Annotated in this window: 14 protein-coding genes; all 14 read right to left on the reverse strand. The window is 59.2% G+C overall.

What is annotated here, in order from left to right:
- Nucleotides 1-22 precede the first annotated feature (22 nt).
- Entirely contained in the window at nucleotides 23-1,261 is a 1,239-nt protein-coding gene (locus SBC1_RS39295) for a hypothetical protein (RefSeq protein WP_165989580.1), read from the reverse strand.
- Between the two features lie 470 nt (nucleotides 1,262-1,731).
- Entirely contained in the window at nucleotides 1,732-2,793 is a 1,062-nt protein-coding gene (locus tag SBC1_RS39300; RefSeq protein WP_207958450.1) for a tetratricopeptide repeat protein, read from the reverse strand.
- A gap of 512 nt (nucleotides 2,794-3,305) precedes the next feature.
- On the reverse strand, nucleotides 3,306-4,460 hold the full coding sequence (locus SBC1_RS39310) for a TraU family protein (RefSeq protein WP_165989586.1): 1,155 nt from the start codon (nucleotides 4,458-4,460) through the stop codon (nucleotides 3,306-3,308).
- Nucleotides 4,461-4,463: 3 nt separating this feature from the next.
- Nucleotides 4,464-5,636: a TrbC family F-type conjugative pilus assembly protein gene (locus SBC1_RS39315; RefSeq protein ID WP_165989588.1), complete on the reverse strand. Its 1,173-nt coding sequence runs from the start codon at nucleotides 5,634-5,636 to the stop codon at nucleotides 4,464-4,466.
- The gene (gene lepB, locus SBC1_RS39320; RefSeq protein ID WP_165989590.1) at nucleotides 5,599-6,084 is read right to left on the reverse strand and encodes a signal peptidase I; all 486 of its coding nucleotides are present in this window, start codon (nucleotides 6,082-6,084) and stop codon (nucleotides 5,599-5,601) included. The genes SBC1_RS39315 and lepB overlap by 38 nt, the downstream gene beginning before the upstream one ends.
- A 19-nt stretch (nucleotides 6,085-6,103) precedes the next feature.
- Entirely contained in the window at nucleotides 6,104-6,811 is a 708-nt protein-coding gene (locus SBC1_RS39325; protein WP_165989591.1) for a hypothetical protein, read from the reverse strand.
- Nucleotides 6,808-9,234, reverse strand: a complete 2,427-nt coding sequence (locus SBC1_RS39330) for a TraC family protein (protein ID WP_165989592.1) — start codon at nucleotides 9,232-9,234, stop codon at nucleotides 6,808-6,810. Before SBC1_RS39330 ends, SBC1_RS39325 begins: the two co-directional genes overlap by 4 nt.
- Nucleotides 9,235-9,399: 165 nt before the next feature.
- A complete protein-coding gene (locus SBC1_RS39335; RefSeq protein WP_165989594.1) occupies nucleotides 9,400-9,723 on the reverse strand; it encodes a TrbC/VirB2 family protein in 324 nt (107 codons plus the stop codon).
- An 87-nt stretch (nucleotides 9,724-9,810) separates the two neighbouring features.
- Entirely contained in the window at nucleotides 9,811-10,326 is a 516-nt protein-coding gene (locus tag SBC1_RS40790; protein ID WP_371826781.1) for a TraV family lipoprotein, read from the reverse strand.
- Between the two features lie 72 nt (nucleotides 10,327-10,398).
- Nucleotides 10,399-11,697 carry a TrbI/VirB10 family protein gene (locus SBC1_RS39345; protein ID WP_165989598.1) on the reverse strand — a complete coding sequence of 433 codons (1,299 nt, stop codon included), beginning with the start codon at nucleotides 11,695-11,697 and terminating at the stop codon, nucleotides 10,399-10,401.
- Nucleotides 11,698-11,699: 2 nt separating this feature from the next.
- Nucleotides 11,700-12,797 carry a type-F conjugative transfer system secretin TraK gene (locus SBC1_RS39350; RefSeq protein ID WP_165989600.1) on the reverse strand — a complete coding sequence of 366 codons (1,098 nt, stop codon included), beginning with the start codon at nucleotides 12,795-12,797 and terminating at the stop codon, nucleotides 11,700-11,702.
- Between the two features lie 82 nt (nucleotides 12,798-12,879).
- The gene (locus SBC1_RS39355) at nucleotides 12,880-13,761 is read right to left on the reverse strand and encodes a TraE/TraK family type IV conjugative transfer system protein (RefSeq protein WP_165989602.1); all 882 of its coding nucleotides are present in this window, start codon (nucleotides 13,759-13,761) and stop codon (nucleotides 12,880-12,882) included.
- Nucleotides 13,758-14,036 carry a type IV conjugative transfer system protein TraL gene (traL, locus tag SBC1_RS39360; protein ID WP_165989604.1) on the reverse strand — a complete coding sequence of 93 codons (279 nt, stop codon included), beginning with the start codon at nucleotides 14,034-14,036 and terminating at the stop codon, nucleotides 13,758-13,760. The genes SBC1_RS39355 and traL overlap by 4 nt, the downstream gene beginning before the upstream one ends.
- The gene (locus SBC1_RS39365) at nucleotides 14,033-14,482 is read right to left on the reverse strand and encodes a hypothetical protein (protein WP_165989606.1); all 450 of its coding nucleotides are present in this window, start codon (nucleotides 14,480-14,482) and stop codon (nucleotides 14,033-14,035) included. Before SBC1_RS39365 ends, traL begins: the two co-directional genes overlap by 4 nt.
- Nucleotides 14,483-14,591 lie beyond the last annotated feature (109 nt).

Below are 14,591 nucleotides of genomic sequence, written 5' to 3' on the forward strand. Positions count from 1 at the left end.
ATGAGCGGCGGCGGCGCCGATCTTAGCCGCCGCGCGCCTTACCTGAGCTTGTGCCCTGCTTCTCAAGCTGCAGCACAACCCGGTGGATTGAGACCAGCGTTTCCAGGTCAACCGGTTTGCGATTCTGCTGCCACCAGCGGTACATCGTCGACTCACTAACGGCGTGGCCTTCGGGCATATTCGCAGTGCACAGGACCGCAATCTCTCGAGCTGCCTTTTCGGGCGAGGATTTTAGTCGCAGGCGCTTGCGCCAATTCTGAACGATCGTTTGCATGTCATTCGTGATCAGAAAGGCAGTATCCCGCTTTTTGAGTAACTGGGCGCGAAGGGCCTGCGCACGCGCGAGCAGACCCTGCGCCTGTTCGTGCCGATATACGTTACCAGAGAGCAGCGCGGACACCACGGTCGTCGACGCCTCGAGGGCCTGTGCGAAACTTCGGTTCGTCATGCCGAGCTCGAGGCGAATCTCCAGCAATTCGCGGGCCGTCGGTTGGAGCTCCCGAACGGCCGGGTCTGGGGAAGTCTTCGCGTCGGCCATCTCCCGCTCGATTTCAATCGAGTGCGCTTCGTCAATGAAGCGGGGTTTCTCGGTAGTCAGGTAGGGGGACAGTTGCGTTTTCATGGTGGAATCGCCTGAGGATTTTCGCGAATTATACGGGTCAATTTTATTTCTCGAACCAAGTGGTCGTCCGGCGCGACGATAACCGGAATCACTGCGAGGAATTGCCTGAGGCCAGCCCAATCGTTTGATTTTTTCGGCCAGCGCGCGCTTTGCGCTTTCCTGATCGAGGCTGATCTCGACATGATTGCCCGTCGTGGGTGAGGGGATCGTGGCCTCGTCCGGGATGCGGCTTACTGCATCTGAGTGGTCCTCATCATCACCGTCGTCCAGTAGTACTTCCCGCTGCGCGTTGCGCAAGGTGCGAGCACAGTTCTCCGCCGTCGCAAACACGAGGGAGTACACGTTTGCGGGCTCGTCGAGGTTGGCGAGCAGCTTCTCCGTGAGAATGAGCCACATGTTCATCATCAGATCGTCCGCGTCGCAGCTATACGCGAAGGCGTGTCGCATGGTCATCGCTCTTACGCGTGGACATTGAAGCCATGCCCGGGCCAGCTCCGGCGACTGACCTGTCCACGCCGACCGGGGTAGCCGGACGAGTGCCACGTGCAGTACACCGGGCGGACGCATCGATGTACGCTGCGTCAACTGTCCCGTGCCCGAATCCAGGCTGACATGGCCGGAGATTTCGATCTTTTCCATTTGTGTATTTGCTCCAGGGTTCTAACGGCGAGCCCGGCTATGCCCCGTTCTCGCGTGGAAGTCGTGAGCAGGCGAGCTCCATCCTCTCGAGGGCGTTGTCTCCGGCGCAGGCGTAGTGGATCAGGGCCTCGCGGGCGACAGCATTGAGGTTCCGGGACGCGTCCCGAACCGCGATGATGCGAGCCAGTTCGTGCTCAAGACAGCTTGAGTGAGGAGGGAGCGAGCGCTCAACGTGTGACGCGAGGTCCGCGACCGTTTCTGTCGTATCGACGTCGAGTCTGACGTTGCCGGCTGTGTCGACAATGATCCGCGGAACGCCGAACGTCGTGGCCCGGACATAACGGGCGATCGAGCGCAGGAAGTCGTCGATCGGGTGATCAGGCGATAGACGCGTATCGTGGCCGGTATGTCGCATCGTGTATGGCGCGGCAGTGGGTTATGGGAAAAGCCTTGTCTGCGGGCCGATCCGGTCAGGAAGGAATGGTCCCGAGGCCGTACTTTGGTTCAGTATTCATGGGCGCCCGATAGTCGACCCGTTCCGGCACACGGGCGTGACTTTGTAACCACAGGCGGGCGCTTTGCCGGGCGGTATCCTGCTGGTTCGCGTTGAGCACATTCATCGCAGCCTGGGCAGCGCGGGCGTACGAAGGGTAGCCCTCGGAAGCAATCAGAAGCCACCGTGCTGCAGTGACAGGGTTTCGATCGAGCAGAGAGTTGGGATCTGAACTCTGGATAACGGCCAAGGTGTACATCGCCTCCCGGCTCCACAGATCCGCTGCGGCTGTGAGCTTGAGGTTCGCTTCGACCTGGTTGGCTTGCATCCCAATCCCACGCAACAGGCAAAGGCCAAACTTGTAAAGTGCATAGGGCTCCTGGCCCGCGGCCGCAGCGCGGTACCAGCGAGCGGCTTCGTCGAGGTCTCGTTGAACGTTCAGGTATCCATGCTCGTAGACGTTTGCAAGATTCATGGCAGCCGGGACAAACGCGTGCTGGTCATCCCCTGCCGACGCGGTGAACCATTTCACAGCGGTCGCGGGGTCGGGTGAGATGCCATTGTCCCCGTACAGATAGATGAGGCCCATGTTGTAGGCCGCGAGGGTGTTTCCAGTGATGGCCGTCTTGTCCGCGGCAGTGCGGCACGCGATACCGTAAGCCTTCATCGCAATCGCGAGATCTTTGCCGACACCAGGCGCCTTGCCAACGTGGTGCAGGAACCCGAACTGGAACGCTGCCCAGCGATCCCCGTTGTTGCCGCGTTGACGCAACTCTTCGAAAGCGGCGTTGCTGCCGGCAGCAGCTGCACGATAGAGGTTGTACGCGCGCTTCTCACCGTTGTCGAAGAGGCTAAAGGGTGCGAACTGCGCGCGAGCGCCTGCGGGAATGGCAAGGAGAGTGACAATCGTGAAGAGGGCTGATCTCCGCTTCGTTTGGATCGCCGTCATTTCAGTCGCCATCACCACTTCCTCCGTCGCTACCACCTGCACCGTCAGCGCCGTCCGATGCCCCACCACCACCACCTCCGCCGCTGCCATCGGAGGCGGGCGCGCAGAGCTGGGCCATGCTTGGAAATGACTGTTGAGCGGCCTTAGGGTTGACCGCTCCCCCGTTGGAGTAGGACGTCGCATATGATTGCATGGCCTGAATCCAGGCTGCGCATGGTGTAACGGTTGAACCAGCGGGGAGGCCCATGGCTGAGAGCGCATTCGCCGCGCTTAGCGCGCCGCTTTGCATGGCACTTGTTTCCTGCTGCGATGTATACGGTGAAGTGAGTGGCGCGTTCGTCATTCCGGTACTGCCAGCGTTCGCACCGCCCAGCGAACTGCCGACAAGACCAGTAGTACTCGCCGGAGTGCTACCGGCGGAGGAGACCAGTTGACCCGCTCCGTTCGCCTGCGACGTCACAGACGCGGACGCGCCGGCGGCGGCCGAAAACCCGTCTGATACTTGTGCTACCGCGCTGTCCGGTGTTGCCGCGACTGGCAGGCCGGAAAATAGCGTCACCCAGATTAGCTTTCTTCGCATGTGATGTCCTTTGTTGTCACCGTCACTCTTCGCAATGGTCTACCCATCGCCAAACGAGATACGCTTCGTCCTCACCGGTTCCGGGCACCTTTCGACCCAGCCCCCAGAGGTATTCAGATGAACCAACACTGTGGGCACACCGGTTTTCAAGGAACGAGACCGGATTGATCGAGCCTGCGTTCAAGGAAGGATCGCTGTCAGTCCCGACCGAATTACCCGCCTCGCTGACCGGGAACATCATCGTCATCTTGAATTCGCTCTTGTTCATGACGGGCATAGGAACGGGACTGCAGGCGCCGCTCACCACCGCTTCACCTACGGTTGTCATGCCGTACTTCGAATTGACGGCGCCGTACCTTGCCATGGCATTCATCGTGTACATGACCTTGGCAGCAACAAGCGACGATCCAGTAGTGACGTCCTTGTTGCCGAAGTTGCCGGTTAGCGGGTATGTCGCTCCCCAGCACCCCATCCACCAGAACATTGCGTCATCGGCGGCGCCGGCGATACTTGCGATACCTGATGCCATTTCAGCGGCGCAATCAAGCGGCGCGGCGATCATCGCTGCAGTAGTTTCAAAAGCGGCCGCTTCAGGGAACAGCAGATTCGAAAGCGCTGAATCGTCCCAGAATGGAAGAAACAGCGATGACATATACGAGTCATCGCTCGTTCCGAGGTCGGCACTGTTCGATCCCACTATGGTCGCGAATATGGAGGACAGAGGAAAGTCGTAGAGGTTGAACTGCCGGAAGCCGCCTTCAGCCAATGACCCGGACTCTGCCGTTCCTCCGGTGCCACCCGTGCGTCGACCGGCGCCTAGTGTGCTCCCGAGATTCAGGCCTCCGAGCATCGGCGAGCATCCGGGCGAGCGTGTGGTCTCAATAACCGAAATAGGTACCCACGTGCCCTCTGGGTATCCGGGAATCTGGATATCAAACGGTCCATCGCACCAGCAGATTGTCTGGCGGACGGCATCGTAAGGCGCGTCAACATCGTTTGGTGGAATGACGTCTACGCCCGCTATGATTAGCGGGAACATTGAGTCGTAACAAAAGTTCGTGTAAAGGTCTGAAGGAGACGCAACGTTGCAACCCATGGCGACGCTTTGCGCCTGAACGCTGGCCGGATGCAGCAAGAATGGGACGACGAACGCGAGAAGCCGGAGAAAGTGCCTCATGGCCTACATGCCTCCTTCGACTCGGGGAGAGAACGTCTGCACGACAAGCAAGCCGTTTTCAGCCGTCAGCAGACTTGGAGCTGCCTGTAGTTGGAAGCGCTTAACAATAATCTTGTCGAGCATCATGGGCTTGATCCCGGTTTGCTGAACAAGCGTGCTCAGGCCCTCCTCGTCAAAGTGCGTGACGAGCAACCGTCCGTGGGGGTAGCGCTGCATCCATATGCGGGCGATCGCGATTTGTCGCTCGTCGGCTGGGTCGATAATGACAATCGCACTTCCAGGCAGTCCTGACTTGGCGAGTGGGTTGTAGCGGGTCCCCTTGGCTATGATCAGATTGCCTTTCTGGTCTCGGATGTCTTGAGGGAACGTGACGCTCAGGTCAACGGTATACCGTGTGTCACGCTGTGCGAGCGGAAGCGGGGTCCCCAGATCCATCTGGCGCTTCATGTTTGCAGCCGTTCGACCTTGCCATGCCTTCCAGTCGTAGTGCTGCATGCGGTTGCGGAACACGTCGGCGAGATCCTGCTCGCTCACGGGCCACGTCATACCGGTAGCGCGAGATTTAACACCGGCGTCGATATCGCGGGTTGCAGATTCGATGGAGATTGCTCCGTCGACGCGATACCACTTGTGATCAATAACTGATTCGTGCATCACGACGGGCACTCGCGTCACGCCCCACCTTGCGAATGCCTGGGGAAGAACTGCAACGACAGGCTGGCCCTCGCGTAGGCGATTTTTGAAGTCCGTCACGGCCTTGATGTGTTCATTGGTCTTGCGCCCGTTGTTGCCTTCCAGACCACGCAGAAAGAACACAACGTCACGCCGTCCGCGGCCTTCGTCCAGCAGGGCTGAGAGTTCACGATCGGGCATTGACATCGAAATGAAGACCGCAGTCTTGGCTTTGAGAACCGCTTCGGTCGCGGGATTTTTCCCGTTGTCATGCGTCGTCGGACCTCCGAACACGGACTGCGCCTTGAGCGCGCCGGCTCGGATCTGCTGGTTCTGTTCACGGACGATCGCCAGAACGTCGCTGGTCGCCCCTACGCCGGCGCCAATGTTCGTGCCGGTCACCCCGGACTGCGCATGTGCGAGTTGCGCAATGACTGTGACTCCAGCGAGCAGCGCTGAGATTTGCCTAATCCAGCAACGCATCTTTAGTGACGATTTGATCATGACGAATCGGTCCCCAGTAACGGGAGTCATATGAACGGTATTCGGATCCGAACACGAAGTACTGGCCGGCAGGAATGCGGTACCGGGTGTCCCACGTGTTGACGGGCTTGAAGAAGTGCTGCGCACCCCGCGCGAGCGTGCCAAGGATCTGGCCGTTAATGCTGATGACCCCATGACCGATCACCACCGTGTCGCCGGGCACACCGGCAACAATCTTGGTCATGAGTGCACCCCGCGGAAACAGGGATGCCTGTTCGTTTCGGAAGGTGACGAGATCCCCGCGCCGGATCACACCTGTATCGATGCTTCCCCAGTACCATTCCCACGGGAGGCAACCGGTTTCTTCACGGTCGAAAAATATGTAGCCGTGACGGTGCAGCAGATCGGCAGACGGCCGCGCCCCAAAGAGTGCGACTGGAACGAACGCCAGTATTGCCGCAATGAGCATAGCGTTCCGGACGGGCAATCTAGTTATCAAGTGCCGGGCTTCCAATGGAGGGACTTGTTGGATTGCTTCCGACGGAGCTCGCGGCGCTATCCGGTGCGGCAGCCGGCGCTGCGCCGGGGAGCGCGTCGGGCGCAACGATTTTCTGCGCACGCGACCAGTCAAGACCAAGCTCGATGGCTACCTGCGCGCTAACGTCAATTCCCGCAGGCGCAGCGACAATGGCCTCCCGACGGACCAAGAGGCAGCTATCGGCAAGCGCGCTGATAGTCGCATCCATTTTCTGCAGCTGGCTACGGTAGAAAACCTGTGCCTCAGCGGCAGATTTTCCGTTGGAGCGGGTCAAGAGGTCTGCCACCATCAGCGATGTAAGGCGACTCATATCAATCGTGCGGTAGCAGGTGGCACTTCCCGCATTTGGCGTCGAGGACTTGAACCAGGCGAGTGGCGAAATGGACGGCATATGTGCGACCAGCGCGCGGCCTCCAAACAGCAAACCTGTACATACCAGCGCGACGGTCGCGACCAGCCGGAGCATGCCCCAAAGACCAGCGCGCGACGATGGGGCGGCCGCGGCCGCAGTATCAGCGATGGCGCCCGTACCCGACGCCCGCGAATCGATGGGACCGTCGTCGGCGCGCTGGGTATCGTTCGACGTCGGCGTGCCGAGGGTAGGTTCGGACCGGGGAGGGTTCTGAGGCACGTCGGGGCTAGGCGAGCTCTCGCTCATGCGTTTTCTCCGCGAATGAATTCATGAACAGCTTCGATGACGTCGTCGCCGCGGTCTGCTGCGGCGAGGATCACGTGTTTCTCGGCGCCTTCCGATGAGAAGAGCACCTGGTTGAATCGCGATTCAACAAGTCTTGCGATTCCCGAGCCGCTCTCGGTCCGGAAGTAGATCTCGGAATATCCACCGCGACCCTTGATAGTGTGAACACTGCGTAACAAGTCGGCCTCCGCTTCGCCGATATCCATCCACCCGTTTTTGCGAGCCAGGTTGATGGACTCAGATGCCTGCTGCATGATGAATTTCGTCGCAGCAGTGCCGGCGATGGTCGGGCCATGCGGACTGTTGTAGAGCTGTGTGAGGTTCTGAAGAATCAACCCAATCGACCCGGTTTCTTTGCGAACCTTCGCATACAGTTGGGCGATGAAGCGAGCGAAGGGTTCGTCGGGCATGATGTCGCCGCCTTCCTCAATCACGAGGATTTTTTGCTGTGCGCTCCCCTTCGTCGCGTACATGTCCTGTTCGCAGCGGATCATCAACAGCTGCTGGATTACCTGTTGCAGGTGAGGTTGCGATCGCAGTTCGAAGAGCTCGAACGTGACCAGCTGCGCGTCGGCATGTAGCGTGTTCGGGCCAGAGAACCATGCGCCGTACGGACCTTCAGTGGTGAACGGGTAGAGCTTGCGCGCAAGTTCACGGCTGATTTCGTCATTTGCCTGGTTCATGAGGTACTGGTAGACCTGAGTGACCTCCATGGCGGGCCCGTACGATGCCCACACGCTCTTAATGGAGGACATGATCCGGACGGCCTCAGACGAACGGGTGGGCTCGTTCGGATTGGCCATCTTGCAGAGGAGGGCCTGCAGCACGCCGATACTTTCGTCAATGTCAGTGACGTTCGTAAAGGGGTTGAGGCTGTCGCGGGTCTTGTCCGTAAATTCGATGTAGTCGCCGTGATGAGCCTTGGTGAACTTTCCGTGTGAACGACGGATGTCCAGAATCCGAACGATCGCGCCGAGCGCGAGGTAATCCTGCAACATGCGCTGCACGGCAAACGACTTTCCCGCGCCGGCGTCAGCCGTCAGCAACCAGTTGAAGTTCGAGTTACGCCCGTGAAAAAGGTCATAGCCAAACGGGCGGCCGCGGCGAGTGGTCAGAAGCATCGCGTTACCGTAACCTCGCCACTCGTCGATCACGGGCAGGAACTGCGCCGCATGAACCGAACCCATTGTGAAGAACCGGCGCGTTCGTTCAATGCTGCGGGCGCTAGGGCATAGAGGTAGGGTGTTGTAGAAATTCGGCCACGTGATGTGTTTTTCGAGGGACATCTGCATGTCCTTCCCAGAAAAATACGACTTGAGTCGCGCCGCCATACGATTGATATCCCGCGCTGAGCGATTAAAGAGCGCGAGCGTGGTATTGACTTCAACGGCGTTGGCCCCGGAGTCGAGCGCCGATATCAGTGTATCGAAGCCTTTTTTCTTCGCGGCAAGAAGCGGCACCCACTTGAGTAGGGGGCCGAACGCCTGCTGAGTTATGAGCACTGACTTTGTTCGCACTCCACCGATCTTTTTGCTTTGCTCAGGGACGTGGACGGTTGTGGTTAGAACAAATGGCATGCTGATTTGCGTGCCGGTTCCATCGGGCGTTCCGCGCAGCAGGTCCATGAGATACAGGCTGGCTTTTTTGGGGTATTTCGCCGTCGTCATCAATCCGATATGGACGTGCCCCGCGCTGGTTGGAGAGTCGGCGCGAATCGTCGACTTCAGCTGTTTGATACGCTGGCTGGGAGTGAAGATTTGATCACGAATGGATTTATCTTCATCGTACGAGCGATTCCACTTTCCATACATGTCGAAGTAGCGACGCAGGACTGCCAGATACTCGTCGGGACCGATCGGCTCGACGGGAAGCTTCGCTGCCTCGTACATCGCCTGCACGCGGTCACGCAGTTCGCGGAACTCTGCTATCTCAGATGCCTTAGGGAAGGGTATGCCTCGCGTCGGAATTTTTATTGCCACATAGTGGCGGGCATCGAGCACGCGTGTGGTCAAAGTCGGTGCGAGTCGCTGGTGGGCAGCAGCAGCGATAAAATTTGCGCGATCATCGCACGCGACTTTCGCTACTCGGTTGCCGTATGGGCTATGTACACGCGCTTCCCGGTACGGGGAAAGCTGGTCGTCCAGATCGGGGACAGCCATCTGGATGTCCTGAATGAATGTGCCAGGCGGGTAATGTTCGCCGAGCACGTTCTCAAGCATCTTTTGGATGTTGATGTCCGCACCAGTAATGAAGTCACCCTGAAGAAGTGCGCCGAGCGCACCGTCTTCGAAGAAGAACATATTGTCGTCGGCAGCAAGACAGGTAAAAGCGTCTCCCGGTCGGTTGCGATCAAGCATTTCAGCTATACGGTCGGTAGCACCCATCAGAAGTCCAGTTTGAGTCAAGGTTGCCGAATGTGTCTGTCGAGATTATCACCAATCGCAATAAGATAATTATTTGCACCTAATGGAAACTATCAGGCGAAAAAAAACCGCCCGATGGGCGGCTAAGAGACCGGATTGCGGGGAACAATCCGTCACGAGGACTAGCTAGAAAATGGCCGAGAACATGCCAGTGAGAATGGTCGGGCCGTAGATAGCGGTTAGCGTGATGCCAAGACCCAGCAGCACGCCGCCGAGCGACCCGCGAGCAACCGCAGAAATCAGTGCGATCGCAATCCCCAGCAGTGCCAGCATTTTGCCGCCCGAACCACTGAGAACACCTGTCAACCACTGGACAACCGTATCGAAAGTCGAGTCGCTGCCGGCGAACGCGTGGACTGCCACCAGGCACACCGTGAGAATTACGACAATCTGCAGTACCAGCTTTTTGCGGGATTTCGGATCTGCCCAGCGTTCCTTCAGATTGGCCATGTCGGCTCCGTGCAAGGTTCAAAGTGGCTTGAATGATAATTCATAATCGCACTGTGATTTAACGGTATGTTATCCGATTTTACCAAATCAGTTACTCGTGTTGGCAGTTGGCAACTGACTTTGTGACTGCGCACGAGCAACAGGGCGCGCAGGGTTAGGCCGGCTTCCACCAGGACCGGACGTCACGAGTACTGCGCTCGTATTCGGGCTCGGGTCGATTCGGTAGGGCACGAGCGTCTTCGCCTGAGAGGTGTTTGAGTTATTGCCAATTGACCAACGGCGCGGCGTCACTTCGACGAAGACGATGCTTGGAAAATGGAGTTGCTGCTGATCGTCCTGCCACGTGTTGATCCACAGTCGCATGATTCTTGCCGGTTCCATTACGGGCATAGACTGCTGGACGGGTTCTGGCAGGCTGACCTGAATGGCTGACACGGGTTGCGGGTCAAGGAGACTTTGGCGCACATCCCTGCTTGACCCCTTGGCTTCGGCCGCCTCGACGGCCGCAGGGTTGTTAGACATCGAATACGCTTCGCGCGCGGATACGCACCCTATTCCCTGGCCGCCCGGGCAGGACGGTGAAGAGGAGCCGATCCCGAACATCGATGCACAGCCGGACAGTGCTGTCGCCGTCAACGCGGCGGCCAAAATTGAATGGAAGCGCACGGCTCGTCCTTAAATGGGAAGGCTTACGCCTTTGGTTAGGATCACATCGACCTGTCGCAGAGGATTGATTTCGACGACTGGGACAATCTCCTTTGCGAGGTCGGTGTAGTGCTGGGCGGCGTTCGCGAAGGCTTGACCGATCGGAGCAGCTATTTGCTGGCCGTTGTTACTGTTGCTTCCAAGTTGGACATTCACACCACTGCTATGGATGTCCGATGCTTCGGTTGCGACATAGGTCGCAACGCCTTCGCCGACCGACCCTATGAGCGCGACGCGAATGGCGTTTGCAATGAAGGCGCCGTCTTTGGCATCAAGGGTTCCGCGCAGGCCCGGTTTCCCGTCTTCACCGACGACGTAACCGTCAACAGCCACTTCGACAACGCGCCCCCCCTTCAGGACGCAAGACATACGTTCGGCTCGCAGATTTGCCCGGGCAGTAGACAGGTCTCCTGTCCCGGAGACCATGAGGAAGCAATCCTTGACGGACGCGCGTTGCTTGCCGGGGAGGATGGCGTCTTTGTCGAGCCGGATGAGCATCGGGACCGGATCTCGCTGTGATGCCCGGGTCGTCGGAAAATCTCCACCGTTGATTGCGAGGCCGCTCGTGATGCTTCCCATCGGCAGGAACATCTGCGGGCCGTCAGTAGCCTTTGTGTTTCCGGATTTCGACACGCTGGCCCCGCTCGCAGGTGGAGAGGCGGCCGGAGTGTCGGTCGTATCCCCCACGACTTCAATGCCGTCCGGCTGATCGTTGTCCGAGCTGGTCGCGCCATCACCGCTGCCATGTGGCGGACTGATTGGCGAGGCTGCGGCGGGCCCAGCGCCGGGCAATGGGCTGTTCAGGCGGGGCTGCCCGGAGCCAGGAAACGGCGATGATCCAGGAGGCGAAATTCCGTCGCCGCTTCCTGGAGTCGGAAGCTGGGAATTCGTTCCAGTAGCGCCCGCGCTCTGGCCGTGCGTCAACGCTCCAGGACCGCCTGAACTGGTGGGATTGTCGCGTTGCTGCGTCTCGAGCGCGCTGAACCGGTGCTCCGTCTCATTCTGTTGCGACTGGAGGCGATGATCCATGTCCAATAACTGGCGCTGGATTGCCGTAACGGTCGCATTAACATCGGTAAGATCCGTATTCCGCTGAGGTGGGGCAACCACGTTCACGCTGAGTTTGTCGCTGGGCGGCTTCGGAGGCGTCGTCTTGACGCTGAATATCCACGCGCCCGCACCGAATGCGAGGATCGTGCCGACTACAACAGCGCGCTTCTGGCGGGCAGGCGTCATCAGCGCCCAGTTGCGTTTGAGCTGGTCGAACATGATCACATCACCTGTTTGGCGAACATGATGAACACATCCGTGGTTTCGCCTGGGCGCACCGCGAGGTTCGGAAAGATGGTGACCGCAAGCACGTGCTCGCTGCCAAACGCCTCTTCAGACAGCGTGACGGATTCCGTTCCTGCGTTGGTTAGGTGGTATCGATAAATGTCCGCGTCAGAGCCTGCATACCGGCCAACAGGGCTCGCCTTGATGGGTCCCGAGATGGCCATCGGCGCATCGAGCGGCGCCTGCGTGTAGCCGTCCGGTATCTGGCCAAGTACCGCCTGTTTCATGGCGGCCGTGATGCCACCAACATAGCTCGAGTCTTCGCCTGCGGATTGGGCTATGTTGCTTCTCTCGGGAATGGCGCCGTCGAGTACAAGCGTGACGGAACGGCCGGCGATCTTCGCGGGCAGTAGGTGAAGGGACACAACGGGCGAGTTTGCTACCGCAGCATCCTTTACGAAAACGGTGGTCTCTTCCTTCGGCGAAAAGAAAACATCCGTACCCAGGACCCGAGAGCCTGAAGGATCCTCACCCCCAACTTTCTTGGCGATGACCTTCGGGGTCGTGAAGGGCGTTACCACCATGTTTGGCTGCGTGCATGAGACCTGAAAGTCCTCGGTCACGCCGTGCCGTACGTGCAGTACGGCAGGGTCCACCCCCGGCATCTGATCCACCGTCGGATTTGGCGGAGCCGGAAAGTGCACACGTGGCGCAACGCGCGGGGTTTGCGGCGGTAGATTGACTGTCGGAACCGTCGGGGCGGCCCGCGCTGGACTCTGCACGACTTCTTCGCCCGGACCAAGGCCGTAGGTCGGCGCGTCGTCCGTTTGGCCGCTCTTGAGGGAATTCACAAGCCGGGAAATGTCGGCTCGCGTGAGTATGGGCGGCAACGTCTGATTTGCCGGAGCGACCGCGGCCTGGCGTGGCTGCACCGCAGCCGGAGCGGCGGCGAATTGGGCAGACATGTCAGGTGTTGTCCCGGTCGGGGGATCCATCTCGATGTGAACGTTCTGCACAACGCCACTGTCCTGCGCGAATACTGTAGCGGGGGCCGCGGCGAGAGCGATAGTGAGCAACGCGATGGCCCGGGCCACGGGCAAGCTCCGGAAGCTCGTTATACGCCGACGGCCGACAGGCTGCTTGATAGATGGGGATAGCGTATGCACGGTCGATCCCTTATAGGCTTCCGGTTGATGCGTTGGCGGGATCGCGCCCAGTCGGCGTGACGGGTAGCGCAGGTGCAGGCCCCGAGTCGCGACTAGCCGCCGGAAGCCCACCGGCCGGAACCGGCTGGGAGATACCCGCGTTAGTGCCGGTGCGGTGACTTGGCGCAGCACCTGGGCCGTCGGTCGGATTTACGCGACCCTGCCCGCTTTCAAGAGCGCCCCGGATGTCATCGGCCTGAGGTGCGATATTGGGATGCAGACGATCTCTGACTGTAGTGTTCGACGTAGCTGCCGGATGAGTTTTCTGCCATTGCAGAGTGCGGGCGGGACCCACGTACGAAGTGAAACCCGTGATTTTCGGCAGACCCGCAACCATGTGCATGGTCATCTCGTAGGTAACAGGTAGTTGAGCCACTGGCTGAGCGGTAGTCTTATACGCAGTCGTGTTGAGCGTTCCTTCGATGAACACCTTGTGGGTGGACGCCTCCCAGGCCGTGTTATGAGGAACGAATACGTTCAAGGCGCCGCTCGTCGTGTACGCCGGATCATCGGCGATCGCATAGATCTGGTCGCGCACAGCCGGGTAAATCGTCGAATCAACGATGAATGCCAGATGGTCCGCAACGAAATGTGCGGTTTGCGGCGTCACCGATCCAACGGCACTCGCGACGTACAGGCCCCACGACTCATAGAAGTTGGATGACGCGCTGTCCCAGGCAACGGAGTATTCGGCAGTCATGTTGGGCGGCTGTTCCACGAGCCGCTCATGCATAGACGCGATCTTGAATGTGAGCGCCAGGTTGGCCAGAACGAGCCCGCCAATCGAGGCGGCGAGCCAGTAGTTCGCGTTGCGCGTGCCGTCCCAGGTTTGAAAGAGGCGAGGCATCTTCATTGGATGAATTCCCTGGCGAGCCCATTGGTAAAGATTCTGTTGAGAGACATGAGGCCGTACCAGTAACCCATGTGGTGAAGCGTGCCCGGCAGCATGTTGCGCTTGTAGCGTATGTAGACGACGCTGAGTGCAAGTCCGGCCAGAACGGAGGTCGTGAAGCCGTTCATAATTACGCCGAAGCCCATTGCCAGCAGCACGGGCAACAGGTCGTCGGTCTCCCAGAACACGATCTGCGGTGGGTTATCGATCATCTGAGGGATGTCGCGCTCGATCACGATGCACTCCTTGAGTTTGATGGACGGCAAAGCGGCGCGACGGATTTCGTCAGCGCCCGCTTCACCTTGTGCCGCGAACGACTGTGTTTGGTGACTATCGGTGCTGTCTTGAGCACGGGCTCGTCGTCAAGATCGAGCGGCGCGGAAACAACCATGGGTTCGAGCTGATCGATCTCCCACCCATCCGGCGGAACCGGTTTGACGGGTTGAGCCGTGATAACAGGCTCCTGCGCGGTACCGAGGCTCGCGTAATCTGAACCGGTCGAACGCGTTTCAACGCCCAGCCAGCCGCGTTTGGCGACATACGGCTCGGGGGCATGCTCTGGCGCGCACCCTCCGAGCAGCCATGTTGTCGCGACCGCCACGAGGAGGTTGCGACTGGCTGACGAAATGGCGCGCTGCATGCGCTTCGTGCGCGCAGTTGCCCGCTTGTAAAAGCCCCTCAAGATTTGCTCCTGCGCAAATGCCGTATTGCCCGCAATGGCTTGATGATTCGCCAGAGTAGCAAAATCTCCATGAGGTAAATAATTATCCTGAGACGAATAAATGCGTTCT

Source organism: Caballeronia sp. SBC1, from assembly GCF_011493005.1.
Taxonomy (GTDB): Bacteria; Pseudomonadota; Gammaproteobacteria; order Burkholderiales; family Burkholderiaceae; genus Caballeronia.

What these genes read in the sequence shown, in the direction of transcription:
- SBC1_RS39295 (WP_165989580.1), bottom strand. Translation starts at nt 1,261, where the DNA reads ATGGAAAAGATCGAAATCTCCGGCCATGTCAGCCTGGATTCGGGCACG.
- SBC1_RS39300 (WP_207958450.1), bottom strand. Translation starts at nt 2,793, where the DNA reads ATGGCAGCGGCGGAGGTGGTGGTGGTGGGGCATCGGACGGCGCTGACG.
- SBC1_RS39310 (WP_165989586.1), bottom strand. Translation starts at nt 4,460, where the DNA reads ATGAGGCACTTTCTCCGGCTTCTCGCGTTCGTCGTCCCATTCTTGCTG.
- SBC1_RS39315 (WP_165989588.1), bottom strand. Translation starts at nt 5,636, where the DNA reads ATGATCAAATCGTCACTAAAGATGCGTTGCTGGATTAGGCAAATCTCA.
- lepB (WP_165989590.1), bottom strand. Translation starts at nt 6,084, where the DNA reads ATGCTCATTGCGGCAATACTGGCGTTCGTTCCAGTCGCACTCTTTGGG.
- SBC1_RS39325 (WP_165989591.1), bottom strand. Translation starts at nt 6,811, where the DNA reads ATGAGCGAGAGCTCGCCTAGCCCCGACGTGCCTCAGAACCCTCCCCGG.
- SBC1_RS39330 (WP_165989592.1), bottom strand. Translation starts at nt 9,234, where the DNA reads ATGGGTGCTACCGACCGTATAGCTGAAATGCTTGATCGCAACCGACCG.
- SBC1_RS39335 (WP_165989594.1), bottom strand. Translation starts at nt 9,723, where the DNA reads ATGGCCAATCTGAAGGAACGCTGGGCAGATCCGAAATCCCGCAAAAAG.
- SBC1_RS40790 (WP_371826781.1), bottom strand. Translation starts at nt 10,326, where the DNA reads ATGTTCGGGATCGGCTCCTCTTCACCGTCCTGCCCGGGCGGCCAGGGA.
- SBC1_RS39345 (WP_165989598.1), bottom strand. Translation starts at nt 11,697, where the DNA reads ATGTTCGACCAGCTCAAACGCAACTGGGCGCTGATGACGCCTGCCCGC.
- SBC1_RS39355 (WP_165989602.1), bottom strand. Translation starts at nt 13,761, where the DNA reads ATGAAGATGCCTCGCCTCTTTCAAACCTGGGACGGCACGCGCAACGCG.